This is a genomic window from Paenibacillus sedimenti, assembly GCF_014534655.1.
Taxonomy (GTDB): domain Bacteria; phylum Bacillota; class Bacilli; order Paenibacillales; family NBRC-103111; genus Paenibacillus_E; species Paenibacillus_E sedimenti.
The window spans coordinates 332959-358322 of record NZ_JACVVD010000006.1; the positions used below are offsets into that span (position 1 = coordinate 332959).

Genomic DNA, 25364 nt, shown 5'->3' on the forward strand with positions numbered 1-25364 from the left:
TTACGCTTACGATGCCTGTTTTTCGGCATGAATAATCGGCATATGCTTCCGCTGTCAGTTTTTCTGGCGAAACAAAAGGAGAGACTTTGATCTCCGATCAAAGATCCCTATATTAGGAGGAAACCCCAAATGGAAAAAAATCTAACGGCGACATTTCATAACGTGGACAACCTGGAACAAGCGGCGGAGCAGCTCAAACAGCAGGGTGTATTGTATATTCAGTTCAACAATCATAGCTCGTTATTGGTAGAGTACCAATCAGAATCAATGGTTCAAAGTATGGAACACGCTGCGGCCTCCCCTTCTTATGAGTTGAGGGTTTGCGTCCAAAAATCGCGCTACCGCCAAGCCGAGGATACGATCACCAAATTCGGCGGTCAGCTCCACGAATAACATACCATCTAATATTTGCTGATAATGTCCGTAAGCTGTTTATATTCTTGTTCATTCAAATATTTTTTCAGCGTTTGATCGACCTCCTTCACCTCATCCGTCGTAACGCCGTTCTCCAGAATGGCTGACAATTGCTGAACTTCATCTTGCGGCAGCTTAGCGACCACAAGCGAGAATATTTTCATTTTATCATCGCTGGAGAGGGCTTCCTTCTTCTTGGCAAAATCCTCGGTAGAGAGAACGAGGTCCTTCTTCTGGGTTTCCGCATCGCTATGGGCTCGCCCCATAACGGCAACCGCGTCATCCTTCGCATCGCCATCCGCACCCGCTGCAGTATCGGATCCCGTTGTTCCTGCTCCGGATTGTGACCCAATCATCGAATTTTGATTACCCGTAGAATGGTTGCTCGATGGGCTTGGGTTCGCCCCAGGCTGCGGAGACTGAGAGGCAGCGTCGGTCTGCGTCGTTCCCGCTTGTTTCCCCCCGTCTCTTGGCTTAACTATATTCAACTCTCCCGCCAATCTTGCAGCAAATTCGGAAAATTGAACCTTTTTACCTAGTGGCGGGATGTTCAATTGTCGAAATATATCTTCAACGTACATGTTCACCACATACCACGTCGTAAATATCGTTATCGATGTAATAAGGACAGTTCCAACCACAATTTTGCTTAACCATTGCACGAATTTCATTCCCTGCATCACTCCTGCCGCATATTCGACTACCTCCTTCCCAGTATTGACGAATTCATCTCCATTAAATCCCATTACAGAAAAAAGAAATCCTCTAAGCTGATGGACAGCCTAGAGGATGTTTATAAAATTCCACTTTCAGAACCGAGAAGTTGGAATTAAGCGTAGATTGGGCGTACTAGGTTCGTTTGTTCCCGATTACGGCCTACGGAGAAAATCGCGATCGGAATACCTGTCAGCTGGGACACGCGCTCGATGTAATGTCTGGCATTCTCAGGCAGGTCGCTGAGTGAGCGTGCTTCGGATACGTCTTCGGTCCAGCCTGGCAGCTCTTCGTAGACAGCTTCGCACTCGGAAATGGCTTTCAGGCTCGCCGGGTAGTGCTCAATCAGTTCACCGCGGTACATGTAGCCTGTGCAAATTTTAACCGTTTCTAGCCCTGTCAAAACGTCGATAGAGTTCAAAGACAGGCCTGTGATGCCGCTTACGCGTCTTGCATGACGCACCACTACGCTGTCGAACCAGCCGACACGGCGCGGACGGCCTGTGACGGTACCGTATTCGAAACCTTTTTCACGAATCCAGTCGCCGATTTCATTGTTGAGCTCTGTTGGGAACGGACCGTCGCCGACACGAGTCGTGTAGGCTTTGGCTACGCCGATAATATTATGGATCTTCGTTGGACCCACGCCGGAACCAATACATACGCCCCCAGCCGTTGGGTTCGATGAAGTTACATACGGATACGTGCCTTGGTCGATATCCAGCATGACGCCTTGTGCGCCTTCAAACAGGACGCGGCGGCCTTCATCGATGTATTCGTTCAGAACAACGGACGTATCCGTCACGTATTGACGAAGAATTTCCGCATAGCCAAGGTATTCTTTCAGGATCGGCTCAACGTCCAAACCTTTGGAACCGTACACTTGTTCGATCAAAACGTTTTTCTCCGCAACAATACGTCTGAGTTTAAGCTCAAACTCTTCTGCATCCATCAGGTCCGCGATGCGGATACCGTTACGGGCAGCTTTGTCCATATAGCACGGGCCGATCCCTTTGCGGGTCGTGCCGATTTTGCTGTCGCCTTTGCGGTCTTCTTCCAGACCGTCCAGCAGCAAATGATACGGCATTATGACATGCGCACGGTTACTGATGTGCAAGTTCGTTGTCGTAAATCCATTATCATGAATGTAATTAATCTCTTCAATAAGTGCAGCCGGATTGATAACCATACCATTCCCGATTACACACGCTTTATCTTTATAAAAAATACCGGAAGGAATCATCGTCAACTTATATTTCTTACCGCTGATAATAATCGTATGGCCTGCGTTATTCCCGCCTTGATATCGAGCAACAACCTCTGCGGACTCGGCCAAGAAATCCGTGATTTTACCTTTACCTTCATCTCCCCATTGCGTACCGACAACAACAACCGTTGACATGTGCACATACCTCCGTACGGTGACGAGTCACCCATAATGAGCCGCTATGGCTTTTGTGCCACCCAGGAAAGTTGGACTTCGTTAAAGCACTAAAGCATGGAGTCCGTCAAACTTTCCCTTTGGCGATGTAACTACCTCCAAACGCTGGCCGGCGTGCTATCACAAACCGGGTTAGAGGGCTTACTCACCGCAAAGGAACACGTAGGTATCCTGAAGCAACTCATCTTGAGTACTCGAGGGAACCCCTTCCTTTCGGCATGAAAAACGACCTCTACTCGAACTTGCCTTGTTTCTACAAGCGTTCGATCAAGGTTTTTTCCACCGTCTTTAGTGTAGCAGTACCCCTAATCAAAGTCAATGAAAAACGAACGATTATAGAGGTGCTTATAGAATTGTTCGGAATTTGCTCATATTAAATAATTGGCAGACCACTCCATTCACGAAGCCAATAATGTTCAACAGCTACTCAATTTTTCATTGTATGTGCATGCCATTGGATTCCATCCCATAGTTTTGCCTCCAAAATAGATTCTCATAACAAAAAGATGGATTCTATGGGAAAATTTCCAGTTAAACCTATGTTTAGCATGGATCTCATTCAGTCTGCCGGACAAAATCCAATGGCATGAAAAATGGCAGCCGTTAGTATTGCCCGGCTGCCACTTCCTGATGACTTCGATCCATATTCACGAATTTATTGAATTGCTTTAAGAATGCAAGCTCTACGGTACCAACCGGACCATTACGCTGTTTAGCAATGATAATCTCAATGATATTCTTCTTCTCCGATTCCTTATCATAATAATCGTCCCGGTACAGGAACGCTACGATGTCGGCATCTTGCTCGATCGAACCGGATTCCCGAAGGTCGGACATCATCGGACGCTTGTCCTGACGTTGCTCCACGCCCCGGCTGAGCTGCGAGAGCGCGATGACCGGCACGTTCAGCTCACGCGCGATCTGCTTTAGCGTACGGGAGATCTCGGAGACCTCCTGCTGACGATTGTCGCCCTTACCGCGGCCGGCAATCAGCTGCAGGTAGTCGATAAGGATCATCCCGAGCCCCTTCTCCTGCTGCAAGCGGCGGCATTTCGCGCGGATGTCGGCGACTGTAATCGTCGGCGTATCATCGATGTAGATATTCGCCTCTGACAAGGCGCCAATCGCCATCGTCAGCTTTTCCCAATCGTCGCCCTCGAGGTAACCCGTCCGCATGCGGTTCGCGTCGACATTGGCCTCGGCGCAAATCATACGCGTGACAAGCTGTGCCGCGCCCATCTCGAGCGAGAAGATGGCGACGGTTTCTTTCGCCCGGACGCCGACGTTCTGCGCGACGTTCAGCGCGAAGGCGGTCTTACCGACCGAAGGACGGGCGGCTAGAATGACAAGGTCCGAACGCTGGAAGCCGGACGTCATCTTATCGAGGTCCACGAAGCCCGAAGGGATTCCTGTGGACCCGCCTTTATGCGAGTAGAGATGCTCGACTCGCTCGAATACCTCCATGAGCACGTCGCGAATGGAGATGAATCCGCTCGACGTACGGCGCTGCGAGATCTCGAGGATGCGCGCCTCCGCTTCGCTGAGCATGGCCCCCACGTCTTCGGAATTGGCGTAGCCATCCGAAACGATCTGGGTGGCCGTGCGGATGAGACGGCGGAGCATCGACTTCTCCTCGACGATCGCCGCGTAGTAGTCAATGTTTGCCGCCGTCGGCACGGCATTGGCCAGCTGCGAGAGATATGTTACGCCGCCGATCTCCTCCAGCTGCTGCTTGTCCTGCAGACGCGCAGTCAGCGTAATAAGATCTACGGGCTCCTGCTCCTCTGCCAGTTCGACGATCGCCTCAAAGATGCGCTGATGCGCACCGCGGTAGAAGTCGTCGCTCGTCACCCGCTCCATGGCGGTAATCAGTGCCTCGCCTTGAAGCAAAATAGCGCCGAGCACGGCTTGCTCGGCTTCTATATTTTGTGGGGGTACGCGATCCATAAACATGTTATCCCCGCTCATTTCATGGTACCCACCTTTCTTAGATGTAATTTAAAAAGACCACAGTATTACTTCTCTTCCGTCACCTGTACGCTAAGCGTCGCTGTCACTTCACTGTGCAGCTTCACCGGCACCTTCGTTACGCCAAGCGTACGAATCGGATCTTCCAGCACGATTTTGCGCTTGTCGATGACGATCTTCTGCTTCTCCAGCACTTCTGCGATTTGTTTGCTCGTAATGGCGCCGAACAAACGTCCGCCTTCACCGGCTTTGGCCTTGATCGTTACCGTCAGTTCATTCAGCTTCTCGCCCAGTGCCTGAGCGTCGGCTTTTTCCTGCTCCTTGCGGCGCTGCTCTGCTTTTTTCTGGTTATCGAGCGTCTTCACCGCTCCTTGCGTGGCTGGTGCAGCAAGTCCTTGTGCAAACAAGAAATTTTGTGCGTATCCCTCGGATACCTCTTTAATTTCGCCTTTTTTCCCTTGGCCTTTAACGTCCTTCAACAATACGACTTTCATTCGAAAAGTCCCTCCTCTTCTTGCATATCCGCAAGCACTTGTTTGAGCCGTCTCGTTGCTTCCTCTAAAGTGCCCTCGATTTGAGTGGCTGCATTCGTTAAATGCCCGCCGCCTCCTAATCGCTCCATAACGAGCTGAACGTTCATCTGTCCCAGCGACCTTGCACTGATGCCGATGAGACCGTCTGGTCGCTCACTGATGACAAAGGAAGCCATAATATTCGTCATATTCAACAATGTATCAGCTACTTGCGCTATCATCAACTGAGAATATTTGCGATTTGGTTCAGCAACTGCCAATGCGACGTGCTCATAGATCGTTTCTGTATGCTTGATAATCTCCGCTTTCTCGATATAAGCATCGAGATCTTCCTTCAATAAACGCTGAATTAAGCTGGAATCTGCTCCATTCCGGCGCAAATAAGATGCTGCCTCGAACGTTCTCGCCCCAGTCCGGAGACTGAAGCTCTTCGTATCAACGACGATCCCGGCTAGCAATACTGTAGCTTCCAGCACTTCCATCGTCAACTTTTCGTTAATGTACTGAAGCAGCTCAGTCACCAGCTCGCACGTGGAAGATGCATATGGCTCCATGTAAACGAGCGTGGCATCGTGAATGAACTCCTCGCTGCGGCGATGGTGGTCGACGACCACGACCCGATGCGTCTGCTGCAGCAGCTTCGGCTCCGCCACCATCGACGCCTTATGCGTATCTACCACGACGGCCAGCGTACGCTGGGTCGTGATTTGCATCGCCTGCTCGGGCGTTATGAACCAACGGTATAAGCGCTCATCGGCCGAGATGGTTTCCATTAGCTTTTGAATGGATGGGTTGACCCCTTCAAGCACGATATAGCCTTCTTTGCCTATGACTTGGACAGCCTTCAACACACCGATCGCAGCACCGACGGAATCCATATCGGGAAAACGATGCCCCATAATGACCACTTTGTCACTATCCTTCATCAGGTCGCGCAGCGCATGTGAGATCACCCTCGCTCTTACGCGCGTCCGTTTCTCTACGGCATTCGTTCTGCCGCCATAGAAAGAGAGACGCTGTCCAACCTTGACCGTAACCTGGTCGCCTCCGCGTCCGAGTGACATATCGAGCCCCATTTGCGCCATTTGACCAAGCTCTGTCAGCTCTTCGGCCCCCGAGGCAATCCCAATGCTCAGCGTCAATGGCAGCTTGTTCTCAATCGTCAAATCACGTACATCGTCCAGAATCTCAAAGCGCGTCTGCTCCAGCTGGCGCAGCCCCTTCTGGTCCATCAGGATGAGGAAGCGGTCTGATGAGGTCCGGCGTAGATAAATGTGATGCTTCTGCGCCCATTCCGTGATCTCTCCCGTCACCTTGGCCAGCATAATGCTGCGTGTCTGGTCATCCATCCCTTGGGTCGCCTCATCGAGATTGTCCATCATGACGATCCCGATCGCCGGTTTCTCATCCTCGTACTTTTTCGCCAATATCGCTTGCTCCGTAATCTCACGGAAATAGAGCAGCCGCTCTTCGGGACGCACCCATACCTGGTAGATCATCTTCCCTAAGGTCAGCTCGATCTTTTCGTTCTTATCCTTCTTACTTTTGAGGTCAGGGAAATGTTCGTATATGGACTCCCCGATGACCGACTCTTGATCGAGCATTTTGGCCACGAACGGATTGTGCCATTCGATTCGTTTCTCTTCATTATATAAAATAATTCCGATCGGAAGGCCGCTCAACACTTCATTGCCTGCTTTTTTCACGCGATGTGTGATCGTTCCAACGTATGCATTCAGTTCTCTGCGAAATGCAGTCTCCGCTTGCAGCGTAAAATAGGCCAGTAATCCGCAAATCACTAATGCCACTAGACCCAATATCCACTGATACGTAAAAATGATTGCGGTCAATGCGATTAGCAGAACGAAAATCCACACGATGTGTTGGCCATGCCACCGCTTTAAAAGGAACTTCGGCATTCGTACTAGCTCCTAATCCTATAAATTTTTCTTAAACCGTTCTCGGATTGGAAACGCAACATCAAATACCCCTAATAAGCTATATACGAACAAAAACGGAGGCATAAAGCAAACTAACACAATCGCACTAATGGGCAGTATCGGTTTCCATTTGTTTGCGTGAGCAATGAAAAATAGAAAGCATATTGCCTGAATGGCGAAGGCCAGCACCAAAAGCGGCAGTAAGTTCATGAGCAAAGTTGCAATTAATGAACTTGAAGCCGGATCTACAAACAAATCCATAACGAAAGCAAGCAAGTAAATCCAGACAAAAGACCGGGGAAGCATTCTTTCCCGCATAGGACGAAGCCCAGGGATCCCTTCACCGGTTTTGTTCAGCAGCCAGCGGCTAATGCCATGTGATACGAACGCGTAGAACAAAGCGAAGAAGATAAAATATAACGGAATGACCTGCACGATCAGATTGACGTACCAATCCTGATCTTTGGGCAGCAGCTCTCTTAATGCAGGAGGCATGGCGGTCACGTAATCCATCATAAATTGCTTGAATTTAGCGATCGGATCGAAGCCAAGCGCATAACCGATTACGAGACTTATCAACGATTCCGCTAATAATGTCACGGTCCCTGCTGTAAGCACCGTACGGGCTGCCGCTTTGCGTTTATATAAATTCCCCATTACCAAGACAGGCGGCAGGAAAAATAACGATACCGATAAGAGGAATATTCCGTGCAATGCTGTGAGCACATAGACAATTAGCAAGCTCAGAACATACAAGAGAGCAAATCGTTTCGTGCTGGATTTCACGTACAACATAAGAACTGGAACCATGAGAAAACTAACGGTAAAAATAATAAAAGGAGTCATTAAGGATAGCAGTACAACGATCGTAACTACACTCCATAAGATGCCTTGCCAACTTCGATTCCCCAACCGGGATCACCTCTTACGTAAATGTTCTTCCAAAGATGAAATATCGCCATACCACTCTTCAAGCTGATGGCCGTCTTGGCGGTGCTTCTTCATTTTATCCACAATGGCTTCATCCAGACTGTGGTATGAAATCCCCAGCCTTCTGCCCAATATGTATCCACAGGAGATCAAACTGGCTAATCCATCCACAATTTTCGCATGGCTTCCTTCCCAGATCCCCTTCAGCAAATGGGCAACATGGTCCACGACTTCGGTCTTGAGCCATTCGATCACTTTGGCTCGCCGCGCAAGGTCTACTTCCTTCTCCCGATTTGGCAACTGTCCTCTCCCCCAACCCAAAAAAGGCTATGCATTCAATTATACCACAAAAGCGGGCAAGAAAATAAAACCTCTACAGCTCCGTGCGATCTCCTCTTGTTGAGGGTGTGGATATGACAATAAATTCGTTATCCACATGTGAATCATTTCGAATTTGGTGAGGCGTACCGGGATTTATTGTGCATCCATCATGCTTCTGAAGCGTAGTCTCCTGCCCATCGATCCACATCACGGCTTCCCCGCTAAGCATGAAAAAGAACTGCTTCGCCTTCTGATGCACATGCAACGCTTCGCTTGTGCCTGCCGGCATTCGCTCCTGAATGATTGTACGTTCTGTATCTTTCTCCAGAAACCATCCATCGCAACCCTCTCCCCAGATGTAATGGTCAACATTTGCTTTGTTTACTTTCATTCCAATCTGTCCCTTCATCCAATACTTCCATCATTTATCGCTGCAAAAAAAGAAGAACGTATGGATTCATCCATACGCCCTTCATTGAACCTACTCTTATTCCGTTGTGTAAGGAAGCAAAGCGATTGTACGAGCACGTTTGATCGCGATCGTCAAAGCGCGTTGATACTTCGCGGAAGTACCAGTTACACGGCGAGGAAGAATTTTTCCACGCTCGGAAATGAACTTCTTAAGTGTCTCGATATCTTTATAATCAATGTGCTTGATTTTGTTTACAGTGAAGTAACAAACCTTCCGACGTTTGCCTTTACCGCCTTTGCCACGAGGAGCAAATTTACGGTCGCCGCGGTCTTCACCACCATCGTTTCTTTTGAAACTCATTCGTCTTCAGTCCTTTCTACTTTAGAATGGCAAGTCATCATCTGAAATGTCGATCGGTTTTCCGTCATCGATGAAAGGATCTTGCTGCTCGCGTGATCCACCGTTCCGATTGCCCCCGCCACCGCCGCCGTAGCTAGCGTTTGCGTTCGATGATCCAGCACCCTCTTCGCGATTGCCGCCGCTATTGCTTGATTCAAGGAAACGTACATTATCGGCAACAATTTCAGTGACATATACTTTCTTGCCTTCATTGTTGTCGTAGTTGCGTACCTGAATGCGGCCTTCAACTGCCGTTAGACGACCTTTACGCAAATAGTTCGCGCACGTCTCGGCAAGTTGCCTCCACGTCACGATATTGATAAAGTCGGCCTCACGCTCTCTCGACTGAGAATTCGTGAATGGACGGTCTACAGCAAGTGTAAATTGGGTTACAGCTACTCCGGCTGGAGTATAGCGAAGCTCCGGATCTCGGGTCAACCTGCCGATAAGAATGACACGGTTCAACATGGTAAATCCCCCCTGACGAAAATACTGGCATGCAATTTAAGCTACGTCGTTTACGATTAAGTGACGAATGACTTCGTCCGAAATCTTCATTACGCGATCAAGTTCAGTTACAACAGTAGGCTCTGCGTTGAAGTGTACCAACACATAGTGACCGTCACGGAACTTATTGATCTCATACGCAAGACGGCGTTTACCCATCAGGTCATGCTTGGAGATTTCTCCCCCACCGTTCGTGATGATGCCTTGGAACTTTTCTACAGTAGATTGAACAAGCTCTTGTTCAATATCCGTACGAATGATGTACATCAGTTCATATTTGCGCATGTATTTCACCTCCTTTTGGACTAAGCGGCCCCTATTCAAGCTTGAAAAAGCTGCAGGAGCAAGGAGCGAGGATTCTTATTCAAAACTCGCACCTAAATACTATAGCAAATTCGCCATCATATTACAAGCTCTGCAGTAAGGATATAAAAGGATGAAGCTGGCAGTGCGAGAAATACATGTATCCTCTCCACTTGGGTACTCTAACTATGAGTGACAATGACAAAGAGAGGTGATCACAATGGGCGAGTGGACACATTACAATCCCGGCGATCATGCACCGAACGACGGGGAGTATATCGAGATTGGCGAGAACGCCTTTCACATGGGGATTAACAATCCCAAGAGAGTTGTTTTGAAAAAGGGTGATGCCTTCCCGGAAACAAGCAATCATAATCGCAAGTGGAAGCGCAAGGATATGAAGCAGTAATCTGCGAGGCAAGGAGAATTGCGCCATGAGAACTACCTTTACTTGGCTGTTTACCTTCATAGGTGCGGCATTGTGCTTGATCCATTTTTGGTTTCATGATCACGATGCCATTTACATGCTCTTCTACGCACTGAGTATTCCTGCATGGTTCGCTTCAGTTTTTACTAACATCTACGAAGTCTCTATGCTACAAATACTCGTCATCTACGCACTGACCATTGCCACGTGGGCGCTAGTTGGTTATGTTATCGACCGTTTTGCCGCCGGCTATCGGAGAAAACGCAACTATTAATGGATAAGTCTTGACATGAGATTTGTTAATTAGCCCTGAACAATAGTTCAGGGTTTTTCTGCTTTTCTCTTTTCGTCCCAGCTATTATCCTATATAATTTACTATATCTACCATTCCTTCTATGAGGTGAAATTCTTTGAGTGAAATATCTCCCGCTTCTTCTTCACCGATCAGCCGCAGGAAGCTGCTGTCCTCTCTTGGGGCTGCCGGCTTTGCTTTAGCTGCTGGAGGTTTATTATCGGATGGAACTGCGCAAGCGGCACCGTCCTCTTCTATCCTTTTTAATGTGAAAGATTATGGAGCTCGAGGAAATGGGCGCTTCGATGAAGATGACGCACCCTTCATTCAAAGTGCACTTGATAGTGCTTCAGTATCCGGCGGCATCGTATTCATTCCGGCCGGGGTCTATTATTTAAGAATGCCGCTTCGCGTTAATTCGAATACCACGTTGATGGGCTCGGGGAGCAATTCGATTCTCCGCTCGGCTATGAATAAATTTGGTATCATCAATCTATCCGCTGTGAACCATGTACATATCCACCATTTATCCCTGCAAGGACAAGGTACTTTCGGAACTTCTTACGTTCCTCGTATTGAGAGCGGCATCTCGTTGATCAAAGCTAGCGATATCCGCATTACAGACTGCGTCTTTACCATGATTGATAATGGCGTTACCTCTATGGATTCCAGCCGAGTTATCGTAGAGAGTTGTACATTCGATAAAATCATTGGAACTCTGGACTATGACACTCAAGGATATGGCATATGGTGCAGCAACGCTTCAGACCATAACATTCATCAGAACCAGTTCTCAATGTTATTCCAATCTTGTATTTCCTTAACCACTGGAAGCAGCAATTCAGTCATCGCCCGCAATCGTATGCAAAAGTGTTACCAATCCGGTATTGAACTTATCTCTCTGCCGACTGAAGCTCCTTGTAAGAACAACACCATCTCGGACAATATTCTGGAAGGCTTCGTGAACACAAGCGGCAAGTCCGGATACACACACGGCATTCGTATCAAAGGAAATTGCGCTTCAAATATCATAAGCGGAAACACGCTAACCGATATTGATGATTTTGCGATAAAATGCGAGTCCAAAGGAGATAAAGAAAAAGAGCGCCCTCGTTACAATACGTTCGCAAACAACCAAATTCGTGATATCCGCAACACGGGCATCGTACTTGTGAACAGTTACGACAATCGCATTAGCGATAACAGCGTCCGCGACTGCAAAGCAGACGGCATCTCCCTTTCTTCAGACGGCAAAGAAAAGGGTTCATCTTGTAATAACAATCATATCGCGGGCAACAGTCTGGTTCGATGCGATAAATCGCCTATACGCATTTCAGATGCGAATTGCCAAGACATCGTCGTCTATGGAAATATTGGCGCCGGCAATGGCGATAAAATCATCGATAAAGGCAAGAACACAATCACCTCCTCTCTCTAAAAATAAACGCCGCAGTCCCCGCTCATCATGCAGCTGGACTGTGGCGTTTTCTATTTTTGATACACTCTTTTCTCAGAAATCTTGCCATCATCAAAATAAACAATAGCCACGTAATATCCGGGTTGATTGGATATCGCAAACTCATACGTCTTCTTCCCGTTCTCTTCTTTCACTAATTTCCCTTTGGAGCCGGTCAGTTTCACCATATCAGCGTACGTGCTGGTCATGCTGATCTGCTCCACTTGCTCTTTGGTCATAGTAGGCAGTGGCTCTTCCTTAGCGGGAGTACCGCCGCTTGGGGTAGCTGTCGGCGTCCCACCGCCACCAGTCGTTCCGCCAGTCTGAGCGTCCCCTGTTGCGGGTGTAGCCCCTGGGGAGGGCTGTACCGTAGTTGTGGCGACTGGGCTTGCTGTATTCGCTTCCTCTTTATTTGCGCACCCAGAAGCAACCACAGCCATTATCAGCACGATCATTAGCCGGATCCTCATGCTCAATAACCTCCTTTGCCTATTCGCAGAGTCATGCCTCTTCGGCTTTTTAATTAACTTTTTACAGCTAGAGAATATTTTGCTTCCTTCTCTTCGCTTTTATCCCTTGGACATTACATATCCTCTAATGGTAATAAAAAAATCCTTCCCAATTGTGTTCAGAACACATTAGAAAGGATCATCTTTATATCACTGAAATTGAAAAAATGGCTCCGCCCTAGAGCCACTTACTTTGAAACTTGTACGGAAAGAGTGGGATTCGAACCCACGCACGCCTCGCGACGCCTAGCTGATTTCGAGTCAGCCCCCTTGGGCCTCTTGGGTACCTTTCCACAAAAGTGAGAACAGGACTTATTGTATCAAAAAAGTCAGGCTCTCGCAAGTCCTATTCTCTATCAATTTTACGATGAAGCTTCTTCCGTATCGGCGTTCGATCTAAGCACTTTTTTCAGCTTGCTTTCGAACTTAGTTCGCGGAACCAAGACGCTGTGTTTGCACCCTACGCATTTAATTCGAATATCCATGCCCATCCGAATGATTTCCATCTCATTGGTACCGCACGGATGGGGCTTTTTCATTTGTACAATATCGCCAAGCTGGTACTGTTTCTTCTCCATCTAGTCCGCCCCCGCCTTCTCCGATTTTACGAATGTGACTACCTTCGGATATGGAATCTCGATGCCGCTGGCATCCAACTGCTTCTTAATCTCAGCATTCATCAGTCGCGCTACATCCGCATGAGTATTCGGTTTGCATTCGGCGATAATCCGTATTTTCAACTCAGAATTGCCGATCATTTGGACGCCAAGCACTTCAGGTGCTTTCACTATATTGTCCGTATTCTCATGGACGCTTTTCACGGTTTCCTTCAACACTTCTGTAGCACGGTCAATGTCTGATTCATAGGATACCGCCACGTCTACAACAGCAAGTGAATTGTAGGTGGAAAAGTTGGTCACCTGTTTGATATTCCCATTCGGGATAATGTGAACTTCACCGGTCCAGCTTTTGATACGGGTGACTCGGATCCCGATTTCCTCAACAGTTCCTTTGAATTGATCAATCTGAATGACATCACCCACTCCGAATTGATCTTCAAAAATGATGAAAAATCCCGTTATGACATCCTTCACCAAGCTCTGCGCCCCAAAACCGATCGCTAACCCTAGAACCCCGGCACCAGCTAATAGAGGCCCTAAATTCACGCCAACTTGTCCGAGTATCAACAAAATGCATATTAAATTCACCGTGTACGAAATCAAATTATGTACGAGTCTACCAATCGTATTCGTTCTTCTTGCATCAAATTTCAAAGGTGAATTTTCTCTGGCCGTCATCATGTGAGCAATCATCTTATCTGCAATTTTAATGCAAAGTCTAGCTGCCAGATAAATGATCAGTATTTTTACGCAAATCCAAAATATCGAAGCAAGCATTTCAGGCTTACTAAAATGTTCTCTGATCCATTGAACGACTTCCGATGCATAGGTCATCCTTTGGCCCTCCTAGTTTCATTCCATGGTAACATATTTATCGTCTTTTTTGAAATAAATGCCTCTGATCTCTACTTTTTCAGATTCGATAATCTCTTTGACTTGCGGAAGATCCTCCCCCGGGAATTCGATAGACAGCGCACAACCTGCTGTTACCTCTTTGGGAGTCGGCCTTATATCAATCTCAATATCTGCATATTCTAGCAGCATTTCAGCACGTAACGCCTGTTGAGTAGAATCGAAAGCAAGTAACATTATTGAAAGGTTCAGGGAAAATCCTCCTCTCGCTACGTATAAATGTCCCTATCTCTCCATATACTAGTAATAATCTTTATGTGATAAAAAATGACGCAGCACTTGGAGGGATATGATGAAATTCCAGTTTGGTTTCGATTCATCTAATGATAAAACGCTAGAGCCTCTAAAAATCCAGCATACCGATGCCGACACGCCTGCCCTTCTCACTAAACATTTGCACGCGATTTTCAGCAAGCTACCAACCTATCAACCTATCGTTATCATTTGTGTTGGTACGGATCGTTCGACCGGCGACTCACTTGGTCCTCTTGTAGGCTCTCATTTGAATAAAGCCAGCCTGCGTCACCTGCATCTTTTCGGCACCTTGGACGAACCGGTACATGCTATGAATTTGGCAGAGACCGTGAATAAAATCCATAGCCAATTTCACAATCCCTTCATCGTAGCTGTTGATGCTTGTTTAGGCCAAGTATCTAGCGTTGGCTGTATCCAAGTTGCAGATGGCCCGTTGAAACCGGGAGCAGGCGTCAATAAAGATCTGCCTCCAGTAGGTGACATTCATGTGACTGGTATCGTCAATGTTGGCGGATTTATGGAGTATTTTGTTCTGCAAAATACTCGCCTTAGCTTGGTTATGAACATGGCAAGCGTTATAGGTGATGCCATTCATACTGCATTACGACGTGTTCAACCCTATACCCCTAATGCTACGGCTGCCTTAAAGTTTGATTAATCGCTTCTTTTTCTTCAGGACTTAATGTATAAGTCGATTGTGCTTTTTGAACCGGTTTAGCATATACATAGGTTTGTTCGCGGCTATGAATACCTGTCAGCACAACACCATCTTGCTGTTCATCCAAAATCGCAATAGTAAAGCTCAGATCGCTCCCGCCTTCTGCGAAAGCATTATATCGGTGAATGCCGACCTTGGATTTCATTGTTTTCATAGCTTCTCGAATTTCATCAACTCTGGCTGAATTCGCTGCGGACTCGGCCTTTTGGTGATTCAATTTTTGCTGGATCTCTACTAACAATTGCTCGATATTTTCAGCTTGCGATCCGTTCATCATTTGCATATACTGTTTCCGTAACTTAGATAATTTAGACCATAGTGCGATTATTAGGATAAACAAAACTACAATGAGACCCAAACAAACTAGTACAATAATACCGCCATCCACTCCAAACAGTTCCCCCATGAACCTTCCCTCTTTCTACTTATGCATACTGTAAGCGGATCTCATGAACAGCGTCTATAAGAGCTTCCACTTCTTCATCTTCCGTAAAATAACCGATACTTGCTCGAACCGCCCCCGTTGCCAACGTACCGGCTGCTTCATGTGCCAGTGGAGTACAGTGATAACCGGCTCGCACTGCAATTTGAAACGATTGATCCAGGATAAAAGCTACCTCTGATGAATCGACTTTGTTTATATTAAAAGAAACGATCCCTGTTTTATTTTGTCCAAGCCCAGGCCCTAGTACCGTCACTCCTTCAATTCCCAGCAGCCCTTCCATCAATCTCTGCGTTTGACGCCATTCTTTCTCGTGGATCTTCTCTACCGTTTCTGCCAGCACAAATTTAATACCTTCATTCAATCCTGCAATGCCGACGGTATTCTGAGTGCCTGCTTCATATCGATCAGGTCGTACAGTTGGTTGATTAATCGCTTCAGACTGACTGCCTGTTCCACCATGAAGCAACGGTTCCAAATCAATATCCGGATTAACGTACAACCCACCCGTCCCCTGAGGCCCTAGAAGCCCTTTGTGACCCGGAAAGGCTAACATATCAATTGACATATCACCCACTTGTATCGGAAGGACTCCAGCGCTCTGAGCAGCGTCTACAAGCATCCTTACTCCACGACGACGGCATATCTCTCCTATCTCTCCTACAGGCAGAATAGTACCTAATAGATTGGAGCTATGATTAACTACAACTAATGTTGTGTTGGTTTGAAATGCTCTTTCTAGTTCACTGAGTTCCATATGTCCTTCAGCGTTATGACTTATATATGTAAGTTCAACTTTGGAAGTTGATTTTAAATACTCCAGTGGTCTACGTACAGAATTGTGTTCAATGTTCGTGCAGATAACATGATCGCCTTCGCGTACAAATCCTTTAATCGCTTGATTTAGAGCATGTGTCGTATTTAGAGCAAATGAGATATCGTTCGGGTTTTTGATACCAAATAACCTAGCTGCATGTTTCCTTGTTTCAAACAGTACCCTGCTAGCTTGTACGGCCATCTGATGACTGCCTCTACCTGGATTTGCCGCGTATTCCTGCATACATGTCATCATCGCTTCCGTAACAGCCGGTGGCTTAGGCCAGGACGATGCCGCTTGGTCAAAATACATAATTTTTCTCATATTTAATCTCACCTCATAAATATAGCATACCTTAGTTTGATCCTTCTGCTCGAAAGAAAACCATCGGTATGCTATCTAATTTTAAGAGATTTTCCCTTGAAGAAGCTCGAGCAGGCGATTCAGATCATCTTTGGAATAGTATAACAGCTCGATTTTCCCTTTATCTTGTTGATGCTTAATTTTCACAGTCGTCCGGTATATATCTCTCAGTTGGTCTTCGGCTTGGTGGATATAAGGATCTCTATTTTTTTCTTTTTGTTTACTTTTTTCTTTTTCTTGACCCGACTGTTCCTCGAGTCGTTTTACGGCTTCTTCAAGCTCGCGAACGCTCCACTGCTTACTTATCGTTGCCTCTGCCAGCTCTTTCTTTAACTTATCGTCCTTTACACCGACAATGGCTCTCGCGTGTCCCATCGATAATGTTCCACGTGAAACATATTGTTTAATTGATTCAGGCAGCTGCAGCAAACGTAAGAAGTTCGCAATGTGTGATCTGCTTTTGCCAACTTTAGCTGAAAGTTCTTCCTGTGTGAGTGAAAATTGATCAATAATTGCTTGATAAGCTACCGCGATCTCTAATGCATTTAAATCCTCGCGTTGCACATTCTCGATAAGAGCAATCTCCATAACCTGCTGGTCAGAAAAGTTTCGCTCAACCGCAGGAATCGTTGGCAACCCGCACAGCTGCGAAGCGCGATATCGGCGTTCCCCAGCAATGATTTCAAAACCTTTGAGAACTTTACGAACAATAATCGGTTGAATGACACCGTGTTCCTTGATCGAGTCCGAAAGTTCTTTCATGCTATCTTCGTTAAAATTCTTCCGAGGCTGGTAAGGATTCGCTCTCAGCTGTGCAAGAGGAATTTGAATGACCTTATCCGATTCATCAATATGTAACGATGTAATGAGGGCGTCCAATCCTTTGCCAAGCCCTTTTCCCATACCTTTCGTCATACAGAGATCACTTCCTTCGCGAGCTCCAGGTATACTTCTGCTCCTTTAGATCTAGGATCATAAGTGATAATGGACTGCCCATGACTTGGTGCCTCACTTAAGCGCACATTCCGAGGAATAATCGTTTGATAAACCTTTGTTTGAAAATACTTCTTCACTTCTTCAATAACTTGAATACCCAGATTCGTTCTTGCATCAAACATCGTAAGTAAAACGCCTTCAATTTGAAGACCTGTATTGAGATGCTTTTGAACTAAACGAACTGTATTAAGCAATTGACTTAGTCCTTCAAGCGCATAGTATTCACACTGAATAGGAATAATGACAGAATCAGAAGCAGTTAAAGAATTAATCGTTAAAAGACCCAGTGATGGCGGGCAATCGATAAGAATATAGTCATACATATGTTTGACTAATTGAAGCGACTTTTTCAATCGAACTTCTCTGGAAATGGTCGGTACAAGTTCAATCTCAGCTCCAGCGAGTTGAATCGTAGCCGGTATAATCTTAAGATTTTCAACATTTGTATCTACTGTTGCATCTTTCGGATGAACATCATTAATAAGTACGTCATAGATACAATTAACCACATCCGCTTTATTAACACCTATTCCACTTGTCGTATTGCCTTGCGGATCGATGTCTACTAACAGCACTCTCTTCCCTAAAGAGGCCAGAGATGCTCCCAGGTTTACAGAAGTTGTCGTCTTCCCGACGCCACCCTTCTGATTCGTTATTGCAATGATTTTAGACAAAACCTGTTCACCTCAATCGCTTTTGTTCCAGATGCGAAAAACAAAGAATAATACTATCTTACCATATCTTCCATCTTGTTACCTTATCAATATTTACTAGAGCATAAGAATAGAGAAAAACGTCTATCAACGTACTTCGAAGAAAAGCGAACAAGTTCAGCGGAATTTTTCATCACCAGTAGGAATGCAATTTAATGCACTTTTGTGTTTTAATGAAGTTAAACTTTTCTATGTGGTAAGAAACAAAAAAACGGCTTGCGCCGTTTAAGGTAGCAAAACTTGCTCTATCTTTTAGGGATTTTAATGATAATTTCATAATGATCTTCATGATCTTGCTCTGATGTATTAATATTTAAACCGGAGCTTGTAACCATCTCAACCGATTGACGAATCGTATTCAGAGCCAAGCGTACATCTTTCGTGAATGATACTCGCTTAGACTTTTTAATCTTAGCAGACTCCTTAAGGAAATTGATTCTCGCCTCAGTTTGCTTAACATTAAGTTCCTTAGCGATGACTTCCTCAAGGACTTTCACTTGAAGTTCTTCTTGATCCAATGAAAGCAAAGCTCTGGCATGACGCTCAGTTATCTTGCGTTCCATTAGAGCAAGTTTGACAGGTTCACTTAACTGAAGTAGGCGAATCTTATTCGCAATCGTAGATTGACTCTTGCCTAGGCGCTGAGCAAGACTCTCCTGTGTAAGGTCATGCATCTCTATTAATTGTTGATAGGCAGCCGCCTCTTCAATCGCAGTTAGCCCTTCTCGCTGCAGATTTTCGATCAATGCGATAGAAGCTGCCTGAGAGTCGTTAAAGTCTCGAACAATCGCAGGAATGGTATCCATACCTAGCTTTTTAACAGCTCGGAGTCTCCGTTCTCCCGCAATTAATTCGAATGTATTATTTTTCACTCTTACAACAACAGGCTGAATCACGCCATGTGTGCGAATCGTTTGACAAAGCTCTTCGATACGATCATCATCAAAAACGGTTCTTGGCTGATAGGGACTTGGTAGAATACTAGAGACTGGTATATTCTTAACCTCGTCTGTAGTCGTTGTACGATCGGATAGACCGAATAACTTAGAGATTTGTTCTTTCATAGGAAAACTTACCACCAACTCTTCCCGTAGTTTAACTACCAATACGAACTTATGAGCCATACTGGCAAAAGAATGACGAGAAAACTCATTCTATAGATAATTCTCCATAAAAGAAGAAGTTCCTGCTGTATAATTATGAACGTTTTTGTAAACGTATATGAAATTTTATTAGTGTACCCGAATTAATTTGGGAAATCACTGTTTGAAAACATCGATAAAGTTTGTATTAATGTTTCACGTGGAACATCTTTACAACTTCACCAAAGGACTCTTCAGCGGTAGCCCAGCTTTGCGCGGGTACTTACCTGGAGTAGCAGCAGTTTTTTCGATTCGGACAAAGTGGCGAACAGATTCTTCAATAGGCAGCTGCATACGATCAACCTTAATCAATTTTCCTTTTAGTTCCGCCAAACTATAAGAAGCTTCAACCAATTCCTCTTCGATCTCCGAGCCTTTCATAGCCATGAAAGTGCCGCCTTTTTTGACAAATGGAAGGCAAAATTCATTCAATACACTAAGTCGAGCAACTGCACGCGCAGTCACCAGATCAAAATGATCTCGATAAGCTGGCATTCGGGATATATCTTCAGCTCTTCCATGCACACATTCCGTGTCACTCAATCCTAAGAGAGAAACCAACTCTCGTAAAAATAGAATCCGTTTATTCAATGAATCTACGATCGTCACTTGAATATTTGGGAAAGCGATTTTTAATGGAATGCTGGGAAACCCGGCGCCAGATCCAATATCAGCGAGTGAAGAAACTTGTCCCATCGAATAGTAGAAAGAAAGAGAGAGAGAATCATAGAAATGCTTCATATATACTTGTTCTCTCTCCGTAATAGCTGTAAGATTCATTTTCTCGTTCCACTCTACTAGTGTCTTATAGTATTGCTCGAATTGATCAAGCTGTTGTGGAGTTAGAAAAATATCATGTTCCTGCAAAAGTTGAACGAATTGTTGTTGAAAAGCATCCATAAGTTTTGATTACCCTCTAGCAGCTGTGACTCGGTTATAGTGTTCCAAGTACACAAGCAGAATGGAAATATCAGCTGGCGTTACACCGGAAATACGTGAAGCCTGCCCGATCGATACAGGGCGAATTTTTGCAAGTTTTTGCTTAGCTTCAGTTGCAATACCATGAATATCGCTATAATTGATATCATCCGGAATCTTCTTCTTTTCCATTTTGCGCAAACGGTCCACTTGCGCGAGTTGCTTTTCAATATAGCCAGCATACTTCACTTGAATTTCAACTTGTTCCTTCATTTCCTCGGTAAGTTCCAATGTAGAAGGAGACATTTGCTCAATGTGACGATACTCCACCTCTGGACGACGCAACAAGGAAATAATATCAACCGAATTGTTCAACTGTACACTTCCTAGGCTTTCTAATAACTCTTGTACTCCTGGCTCGGGTCTTACTTTCGTCGTTTTCAAACGTTCAATCTCTTGATCAACTAATTCCTTTTTGTTCAAGAAAGATTCGTAGCGCTCCTTTGTGATCAAACCAATATCATGACCGATTGGCGTCAAACGTAGATCCGCATTGTCATGGCGAAGCAGAAGTCTATATTCAGCACGGGATGTTAAAAGTCGATAAGGTTCACTCGTACCTTTTGTCACGAGATCATCAATGAGTACCCCGATATAACCCTCGGAACGATCCAAAATAACAGCTTCCTTCTCTTGCACTTTACGAGCTGCATTAATTCCGGCCATTATCCCCTGACCGGCAGCTTCTTCGTAACCGGAAGTACCGTTAATTTGTCCTGCCGTAAATAAACCACTTACTAACTTCGTCTCCAAAGACGGTTTTAGCTGCGTAGGAACAACGGCATCGTATTCGATCGCATAGCCGGTACGCATCATTTCAACTTTTTCCAAGCCCGGAATCGACCGAAGAATGCCGAGTTGGACATCCTCAGGCATACTTGTAGAAAGACCCTGAACATAATATTCAGAAGTGTTGCGTCCTTCCGGCTCTAAAAAGATTTGATGTTTCGGTTTATCGGCAAAGCGAACGATTTTATCTTCGATAGACGGACAATATCTCGGCCCCGTACCTTCAATCGCACCGGAGAACATCGGGGCTCGATGAAGATTCGCGTTGATAATATCGTGAGTTTCTGAAGAAGTGTATGTCAACCAGCAGGGCAGTTGATCAGGTATACCCGTCTTCGTTTCATACGAGAAAAACTTCGGATCACTATCGCCCGGTTGAATCTCAGTTTTATCAAAATCAATCGTATCCTTATGGACACGCGGCGGCGTTCCGGTTTTGAAACGAACCAAATCAAAACCAAGCTTACGCAGCGACTCGGATAGTTTTACAGAAGGCTGCTGATTATTAGGACCACTTTCATACATCAACTCACCCATAATAACTTTACCGCGCAAATAAGTACCTGTTGTTAATACTACAGCTTTCGCATAATACTCTGCACCCGTTTTAGTAATAATACCCTTGCAAATACCATCTTCAACAATCAATTCTTCAGCCATGCCTTGACGAAGTGTCAAGTTATCCGTAGCCTCGATAGTTTCCTTCATTTTATGCTGATACAGAAACTTATCCGCTTGTGCACGAAGTGCATGCACCGCCGGACCCTTCCCAGTGTTCAACATTCTCATTTGAATGTATGTTTTATCGATGTTACGTCCCATCTCGCCGCCAAGCGCATCGATCTCCCGGACAACGTGGCCCTTCGCAGGACCACCAATAGACGGATTGCAAGGCATGAATGCAACCATATCCAAATTGATGGTTAGCAGTAGCGTATTACAGCCCATCCGTGCAGAAGCTAATGCCGCTTCACATCCGGCATGCCCTGCTCCGATGACGATAACATCATAATCACCCGCATGATATCCCATTAGAATCGTTCCTCCCTCTTTTATGAAAACTCATTTTCATTTTCCCAAACAAAATTGCGTAAAGATCTGATCAATCAAAGACTCACCGACCGAGTCGCCAATAATTTCACCTAACTGCTCCCAAGCAGCTCGAATATCAATCTGTATCATATCAATGGGCACATACTGCTCATTCGCTTCCAAAGCGTCTTCGAGAGATTTCTTGGCTTGTTTGAGCAGTGAAATATGCCGTACATTACTTACATATGTTAAATCGCCTGCTTCTAGTTTACCCTCAAAGAAGATAGCGGCAATCGCTTTTTCCAAATCTTCAATCCCTTTATTCTCAAGAAGTGATAATTCAACCACACGTTCCTTCGCAAAGTAGCTATATACTTGATCAATATCAAGCTTCCGCTCCAAATCGATCTTGTTTAAAATAACAATCGTCTGCTTATTCGCAAGCTGCTGCATCAATACGACTTCATCCAGCTGCAGTTCCTCGCTGCTGTTCAGCACAAGCAAGATCAGATCCGCTTCGGCCAAAGCGGTCTTGGAGCGCTCCACCCCGATTTGTTCTACAATATCGGTCGTTTCGCGAATGCCCGCTGTATCTAGCAGCTTCAGCGGGATCCCGCCAACATTGACGAATTCCTCGATGACATCCCTCGTCGTCCCTGGAATATCCGTCACAATCGCACGGTTCTCCTGCGCCAATTCATTGAGCAGCGAGGATTTGCCGACGTTTGGTTTTCCCACAATAGCCGTCTCGATTCCCTCGCGCAGGATCTTTCCTTGCTGCGCTGTATGCAATAATCGATCGATCTCACCCGTGACTGCTTCACATTTTGTCCGGATGAACGCATTCGTCATCTCTTCGACATCATGCTCCGGATAATCAATGTTCACTTCCACGTGAGCCATCAACTCAACGAGCTGATGCCGCAGCAATTTAATCTGTTTCGACAGATTGCCTTCTACCTGCTTGAGCGCAACTTTAAAAGCACGATCCGACTTCGCCCGGATCAAATCAATAACGGCTTCGGCTTGCGTCAAATCAATCCGGCCATTTAAGAATGCACGTTTCGTGAATTCGCCTGGCTCTGCAAGACGAATCCTTTGCTGAAGAAGTAAATCAAGCACTTTTTTTACCGAAACAATCCCGCCATGGCAGCTGACCTCCACCACATCCTCCGTCGTAAAGGATCGCGGAGCTTTCATAACCGTAACGAGAACCTCCTCCAACCTTTCGGAAGAAGCAGGTTCAACAATATAACCATAATGCACCGTATGTGTAAGCGCCTCTGACAGCTTCGTCTTCGAACGAAATACACGTTCCACCAGGGGAATGGATTGATCGCCACTCACACGAATAACCGATATCCCACCCTCTCCGAGCGGAGTCGAAATAGCGGCAATTGTATCTTTTAACATAGTCCTAACACCTCGAATGTACCTCATACTGAGAAAACCTCTATCGTAGTCATTCAAGGACGAGCGACCACGTCTAGAGGCAGGTTTTATCGCTTACTTATCAGGTAAAGGTAAAGAAAAAGCAATGACATGTACCAAGTCATTGCGGCTTGACGTTATTTTAAAGCGATGACCACTCTGCGGTTCGGTTCTTCGCCTTTACTGTACGTTTTAACAACGGGGTGACCTTGAAGCTCAGCATGAATAATTTTGCGTTCTTGAGAGTTCATTGGTTCAAGAATAACTTCTTTCTTCGACTTGAGGACACGGTTAGCTAATCGCAGAGCCAATTCCTCCAGCGTCTTCTTCCGTCGCTCCCGGAAATTCTCCGCATCTAAAATAACTCGGAAGTGAGAAGTCGCGTAGCGATTCGCTACAATATTAACCAAATACTGCAGCGCATCAAGAGTTTGCCCTCTTTTCCCAATGAGCATTCCTAATTCCGAACCGCTCAAATTCAAGATGGTGCCTTCGCGATCTTTATGCTGATCTATGGTGATGGAAATTTGCATCGTCCTGAAAATATCTTGTAAAAAAAGTATCGCTTCCTCAAGCGCATCCGGGATCAATTCGAGCTCGACTTTAGCTTCTTTCGAACCAATGAAACCGAACAGCCCCCTAGAAGGCTGCTCCAAGATATGAATCTTTACACGATCCTCAGATACCTGCCATTGAGAGAGTCCGGACTTTACCGCGTCCTCAATGGTTTTTCCAGTCACCACGATTTTTTTCATTTGGACAGGCCACCCTTATTATTTTGAGATCCTTGGGATCCTTGAGATCCAGGAGAACCATAAATAAAGTAAGACTGAATAATGGTGAAGATATTACCGTATATCCAATACAGCGGCAGAGCCGCGGCAAAATTCATCGACATCACGAAAATCATAACAGGGAAAATAAATAGCAAGCTTTTCATTTGCTGAGTCATTTGGGCAGACATAAATTTTTGTTGAATGAACGTTGTCAACGCGGCAATGAGCGGGAGAATGTACAAGTGGTCCGGCTGACCCAGGTTCATCCATAAGAATGTATGCTCACGAATATGATCATTTCGCATAATCGCTTGATAAAGCGCAATCAGAATCGGCATTTGAACAATGATCGGGAAACAACCGGCAAGCGGATTGACGCCATTTTGTTGAAAAAGCTTCATTGTCTCTTCCTGCTGCTTTTTCGCATCATCTTTATACTTTTCTTTCAGCTTCTTCATTTCTGGCTGTAAATCCTGCATGCGCTTGGAGCTCTTATACTGCTTCAGCGTGAGCGGCAAGATGATTAAACGAATGATAATCGTAACAACCAGAATAGACAACCCGTATTGACCCCATAAATTAGTGGCGAACCAGTCAAGCGTTTGAGAAAGCGGGTATACAAAATATTTCGTAAAAAAACCAGCCGTGTTCGGATCAATGGGTGCTGTAGCAGCTTCCATGCTGCAACCCGAAAGCAAAAGAACCAGGGCTGAGACTGCTGTTAGCAAATAGAGTCGACGAGTCAAAATGAGGTCCTCCTAAATATCTTTTCCAACATAAACTATACCACAACTTTCCCCGGCAAGGAAATAAT

30 protein-coding genes and 1 tRNA gene are annotated in these 25364 nt (G+C 45.6%); 5 read left to right on the forward strand and 26 right to left on the reverse strand.

The features are described 5' to 3' along the window. Positions 1 to 129 precede the first annotated feature (129 nt). Complete coding sequence (locus ICC18_RS18995; RefSeq protein ID WP_188176001.1) at positions 130 to 393, forward strand: hypothetical protein; 264 nt, start codon at positions 130 to 132, stop codon at positions 391 to 393. Positions 394 to 401: 8 nt separating this feature from the next. Here ICC18_RS18995 and ICC18_RS19000 read toward each other — a convergent pair whose 3' ends face one another. The 11 genes from ICC18_RS19000 to rpsF form a co-directional block, all read right to left on the reverse strand. Next, positions 402 to 1085, reverse strand: a complete 684-nt coding sequence (locus ICC18_RS19000) for a hypothetical protein (RefSeq protein ID WP_188176002.1) — start codon at positions 1083 to 1085, stop codon at positions 402 to 404. A gap of 158 nt (positions 1086 to 1243) precedes the next feature. Continuing rightward, a complete protein-coding gene (locus ICC18_RS19005; protein ID WP_188176003.1) occupies positions 1244 to 2530 on the reverse strand; it encodes an adenylosuccinate synthase in 1287 nt (428 codons plus the stop codon). Positions 2531 to 3172: 642 nt separating this feature from the next. Then, the gene (gene dnaB, locus ICC18_RS19010; protein ID WP_188176004.1) at positions 3173 to 4537 is read right to left on the reverse strand and encodes a replicative DNA helicase; all 1365 of its coding nucleotides are present in this window, start codon (positions 4535 to 4537) and stop codon (positions 3173 to 3175) included. Between the two features lie 47 nt (positions 4538 to 4584). Beyond that, positions 4585 to 5031 (reverse strand): 50S ribosomal protein L9, encoded by a 447-nt coding sequence (rplI, locus tag ICC18_RS19015; protein ID WP_188176005.1) that lies wholly within the window; start codon positions 5029 to 5031, stop codon positions 4585 to 4587. After that, positions 5028 to 6989: a DHH family phosphoesterase gene (locus tag ICC18_RS19020; RefSeq protein ID WP_188176006.1), complete on the reverse strand. Its 1962-nt coding sequence runs from the start codon at positions 6987 to 6989 to the stop codon at positions 5028 to 5030. Before ICC18_RS19020 ends, rplI begins: the two co-directional genes overlap by 4 nt. Before the next feature lie 18 nt (positions 6990 to 7007). Further along, positions 7008 to 7922 (reverse strand): DUF2232 domain-containing protein, encoded by a 915-nt coding sequence (locus ICC18_RS19025; RefSeq protein ID WP_188176007.1) that lies wholly within the window; start codon positions 7920 to 7922, stop codon positions 7008 to 7010. Between the two features lie 6 nt (positions 7923 to 7928). After that, entirely contained in the window at positions 7929 to 8240 is a 312-nt protein-coding gene (locus tag ICC18_RS19030) for a MazG-like family protein (RefSeq protein WP_188176008.1), read from the reverse strand. 73 nt (positions 8241 to 8313) lie between these two features. Then, entirely contained in the window at positions 8314 to 8670 is a 357-nt protein-coding gene (locus ICC18_RS19035) for a cupin domain-containing protein (RefSeq protein ID WP_312029559.1), read from the reverse strand. 78 nt (positions 8671 to 8748) lie between these two features. Further along, positions 8749 to 9033, reverse strand: a complete 285-nt coding sequence (gene rpsR / locus ICC18_RS19040) for a 30S ribosomal protein S18 (RefSeq protein WP_188176009.1) — start codon at positions 9031 to 9033, stop codon at positions 8749 to 8751. Between the two features lie 21 nt (positions 9034 to 9054). Next, positions 9055 to 9540 carry a single-stranded DNA-binding protein gene (gene ssb / locus ICC18_RS19045; RefSeq protein ID WP_188176010.1) on the reverse strand — a complete coding sequence of 162 codons (486 nt, stop codon included), beginning with the start codon at positions 9538 to 9540 and terminating at the stop codon, positions 9055 to 9057. A gap of 36 nt (positions 9541 to 9576) precedes the next feature. After that, the gene (gene rpsF / locus ICC18_RS19050) at positions 9577 to 9864 is read right to left on the reverse strand and encodes a 30S ribosomal protein S6 (RefSeq protein WP_188176011.1); all 288 of its coding nucleotides are present in this window, start codon (positions 9862 to 9864) and stop codon (positions 9577 to 9579) included. A 238-nt stretch (positions 9865 to 10102) separates the two neighbouring features. Here rpsF and ICC18_RS19055 point away from each other — a divergent pair, with 238 nt between their 5' ends. From ICC18_RS19055 to ICC18_RS19065, 3 genes are all read left to right on the forward strand, one after another. Next, a complete protein-coding gene (locus tag ICC18_RS19055; RefSeq protein WP_188176012.1) occupies positions 10103 to 10291 on the forward strand; it encodes a YjzC family protein in 189 nt (62 codons plus the stop codon). 25 nt (positions 10292 to 10316) lie between these two features. Further along, positions 10317 to 10583, forward strand: coding sequence for a hypothetical protein (locus ICC18_RS19060; RefSeq protein WP_188176013.1), 267 nt, complete (start codon positions 10317 to 10319; stop codon positions 10581 to 10583). A gap of 136 nt (positions 10584 to 10719) precedes the next feature. Further along, positions 10720 to 12039, forward strand: a complete 1320-nt coding sequence (locus tag ICC18_RS19065; protein WP_188176014.1) for a right-handed parallel beta-helix repeat-containing protein — start codon at positions 10720 to 10722, stop codon at positions 12037 to 12039. Between the two features lie 50 nt (positions 12040 to 12089). Here the strand turns inward: ICC18_RS19065 and ICC18_RS19070 are convergent, their stop codons facing one another. From ICC18_RS19070 to ICC18_RS19090, 5 genes are all read right to left on the reverse strand, one after another. Continuing rightward, entirely contained in the window at positions 12090 to 12527 is a 438-nt protein-coding gene (locus tag ICC18_RS19070; RefSeq protein WP_188176015.1) for a hypothetical protein, read from the reverse strand. 244 nt (positions 12528 to 12771) lie between these two features. Beyond that, positions 12772 to 12859 (reverse strand) — tRNA-Ser (locus tag ICC18_RS19075). 69 nt (positions 12860 to 12928) lie between these two features. Beyond that, positions 12929 to 13144 (reverse strand): DUF951 domain-containing protein, encoded by a 216-nt coding sequence (locus ICC18_RS19080; RefSeq protein ID WP_188176016.1) that lies wholly within the window; start codon positions 13142 to 13144, stop codon positions 12929 to 12931. Continuing rightward, entirely contained in the window at positions 13145 to 14020 is an 876-nt protein-coding gene (locus ICC18_RS19085) for a mechanosensitive ion channel family protein (RefSeq protein WP_188176017.1), read from the reverse strand. A gap of 18 nt (positions 14021 to 14038) precedes the next feature. Then, entirely contained in the window at positions 14039 to 14275 is a 237-nt protein-coding gene (locus tag ICC18_RS19090; RefSeq protein WP_188176018.1) for a putative Se/S carrier protein, read from the reverse strand. Between the two features lie 115 nt (positions 14276 to 14390). On the opposite strand from ICC18_RS19090, the gene yyaC reads away from it, so the two are divergent. Further along, positions 14391 to 15011, forward strand: coding sequence for a spore protease YyaC (yyaC, locus tag ICC18_RS19095; protein ID WP_188176066.1), 621 nt, complete (start codon positions 14391 to 14393; stop codon positions 15009 to 15011). On the opposite strand, the gene ICC18_RS19100 is transcribed toward yyaC, so the two are convergent. The 10 genes from ICC18_RS19100 to yidC form a co-directional block, all read right to left on the reverse strand. Continuing rightward, positions 14986 to 15477: a DUF4446 family protein gene (locus tag ICC18_RS19100; protein ID WP_188176019.1), complete on the reverse strand. Its 492-nt coding sequence runs from the start codon at positions 15475 to 15477 to the stop codon at positions 14986 to 14988. The two genes, yyaC and ICC18_RS19100, sit on opposite strands and share 26 nt — an antisense overlap. A 19-nt stretch (positions 15478 to 15496) precedes the next feature. Further along, on the reverse strand, positions 15497 to 16654 hold the full coding sequence (locus tag ICC18_RS19105) for an aminotransferase class V-fold PLP-dependent enzyme (RefSeq protein ID WP_188176020.1): 1158 nt from the start codon (positions 16652 to 16654) through the stop codon (positions 15497 to 15499). Positions 16655 to 16735: 81 nt separating this feature from the next. After that, complete coding sequence (locus ICC18_RS19110) at positions 16736 to 17596, reverse strand: ParB/RepB/Spo0J family partition protein (protein ID WP_188176067.1); 861 nt, start codon at positions 17594 to 17596, stop codon at positions 16736 to 16738. Positions 17597 to 17604: 8 nt separating this feature from the next. Next, the gene (locus ICC18_RS19115) at positions 17605 to 18363 is read right to left on the reverse strand and encodes a ParA family protein (RefSeq protein ID WP_188176021.1); all 759 of its coding nucleotides are present in this window, start codon (positions 18361 to 18363) and stop codon (positions 17605 to 17607) included. 284 nt (positions 18364 to 18647) lie between these two features. Continuing rightward, positions 18648 to 19466 carry a nucleoid occlusion protein gene (noc, locus tag ICC18_RS19120; RefSeq protein ID WP_188176022.1) on the reverse strand — a complete coding sequence of 273 codons (819 nt, stop codon included), beginning with the start codon at positions 19464 to 19466 and terminating at the stop codon, positions 18648 to 18650. 249 nt (positions 19467 to 19715) lie between these two features. Beyond that, positions 19716 to 20444 carry a 16S rRNA (guanine(527)-N(7))-methyltransferase RsmG gene (gene rsmG, locus ICC18_RS19125; RefSeq protein WP_188176023.1) on the reverse strand — a complete coding sequence of 243 codons (729 nt, stop codon included), beginning with the start codon at positions 20442 to 20444 and terminating at the stop codon, positions 19716 to 19718. 9 nt (positions 20445 to 20453) lie between these two features. Then, entirely contained in the window at positions 20454 to 22343 is a 1890-nt protein-coding gene (gene mnmG, locus ICC18_RS19130; protein WP_188176024.1) for a tRNA uridine-5-carboxymethylaminomethyl(34) synthesis enzyme MnmG, read from the reverse strand. A 36-nt stretch (positions 22344 to 22379) separates the two neighbouring features. Next, positions 22380 to 23756 carry a tRNA uridine-5-carboxymethylaminomethyl(34) synthesis GTPase MnmE gene (gene mnmE, locus ICC18_RS19135; protein ID WP_188176025.1) on the reverse strand — a complete coding sequence of 459 codons (1377 nt, stop codon included), beginning with the start codon at positions 23754 to 23756 and terminating at the stop codon, positions 22380 to 22382. A gap of 155 nt (positions 23757 to 23911) precedes the next feature. Continuing rightward, positions 23912 to 24529 carry an RNA-binding cell elongation regulator Jag/EloR gene (jag, locus tag ICC18_RS19140; protein ID WP_188176026.1) on the reverse strand — a complete coding sequence of 206 codons (618 nt, stop codon included), beginning with the start codon at positions 24527 to 24529 and terminating at the stop codon, positions 23912 to 23914. Continuing rightward, positions 24526 to 25296 (reverse strand): membrane protein insertase YidC, encoded by a 771-nt coding sequence (gene yidC, locus ICC18_RS19145; protein WP_223192686.1) that lies wholly within the window; start codon positions 25294 to 25296, stop codon positions 24526 to 24528. Before yidC ends, jag begins: the two co-directional genes overlap by 4 nt. Positions 25297 to 25364: the final 68 nt, after the last annotated feature.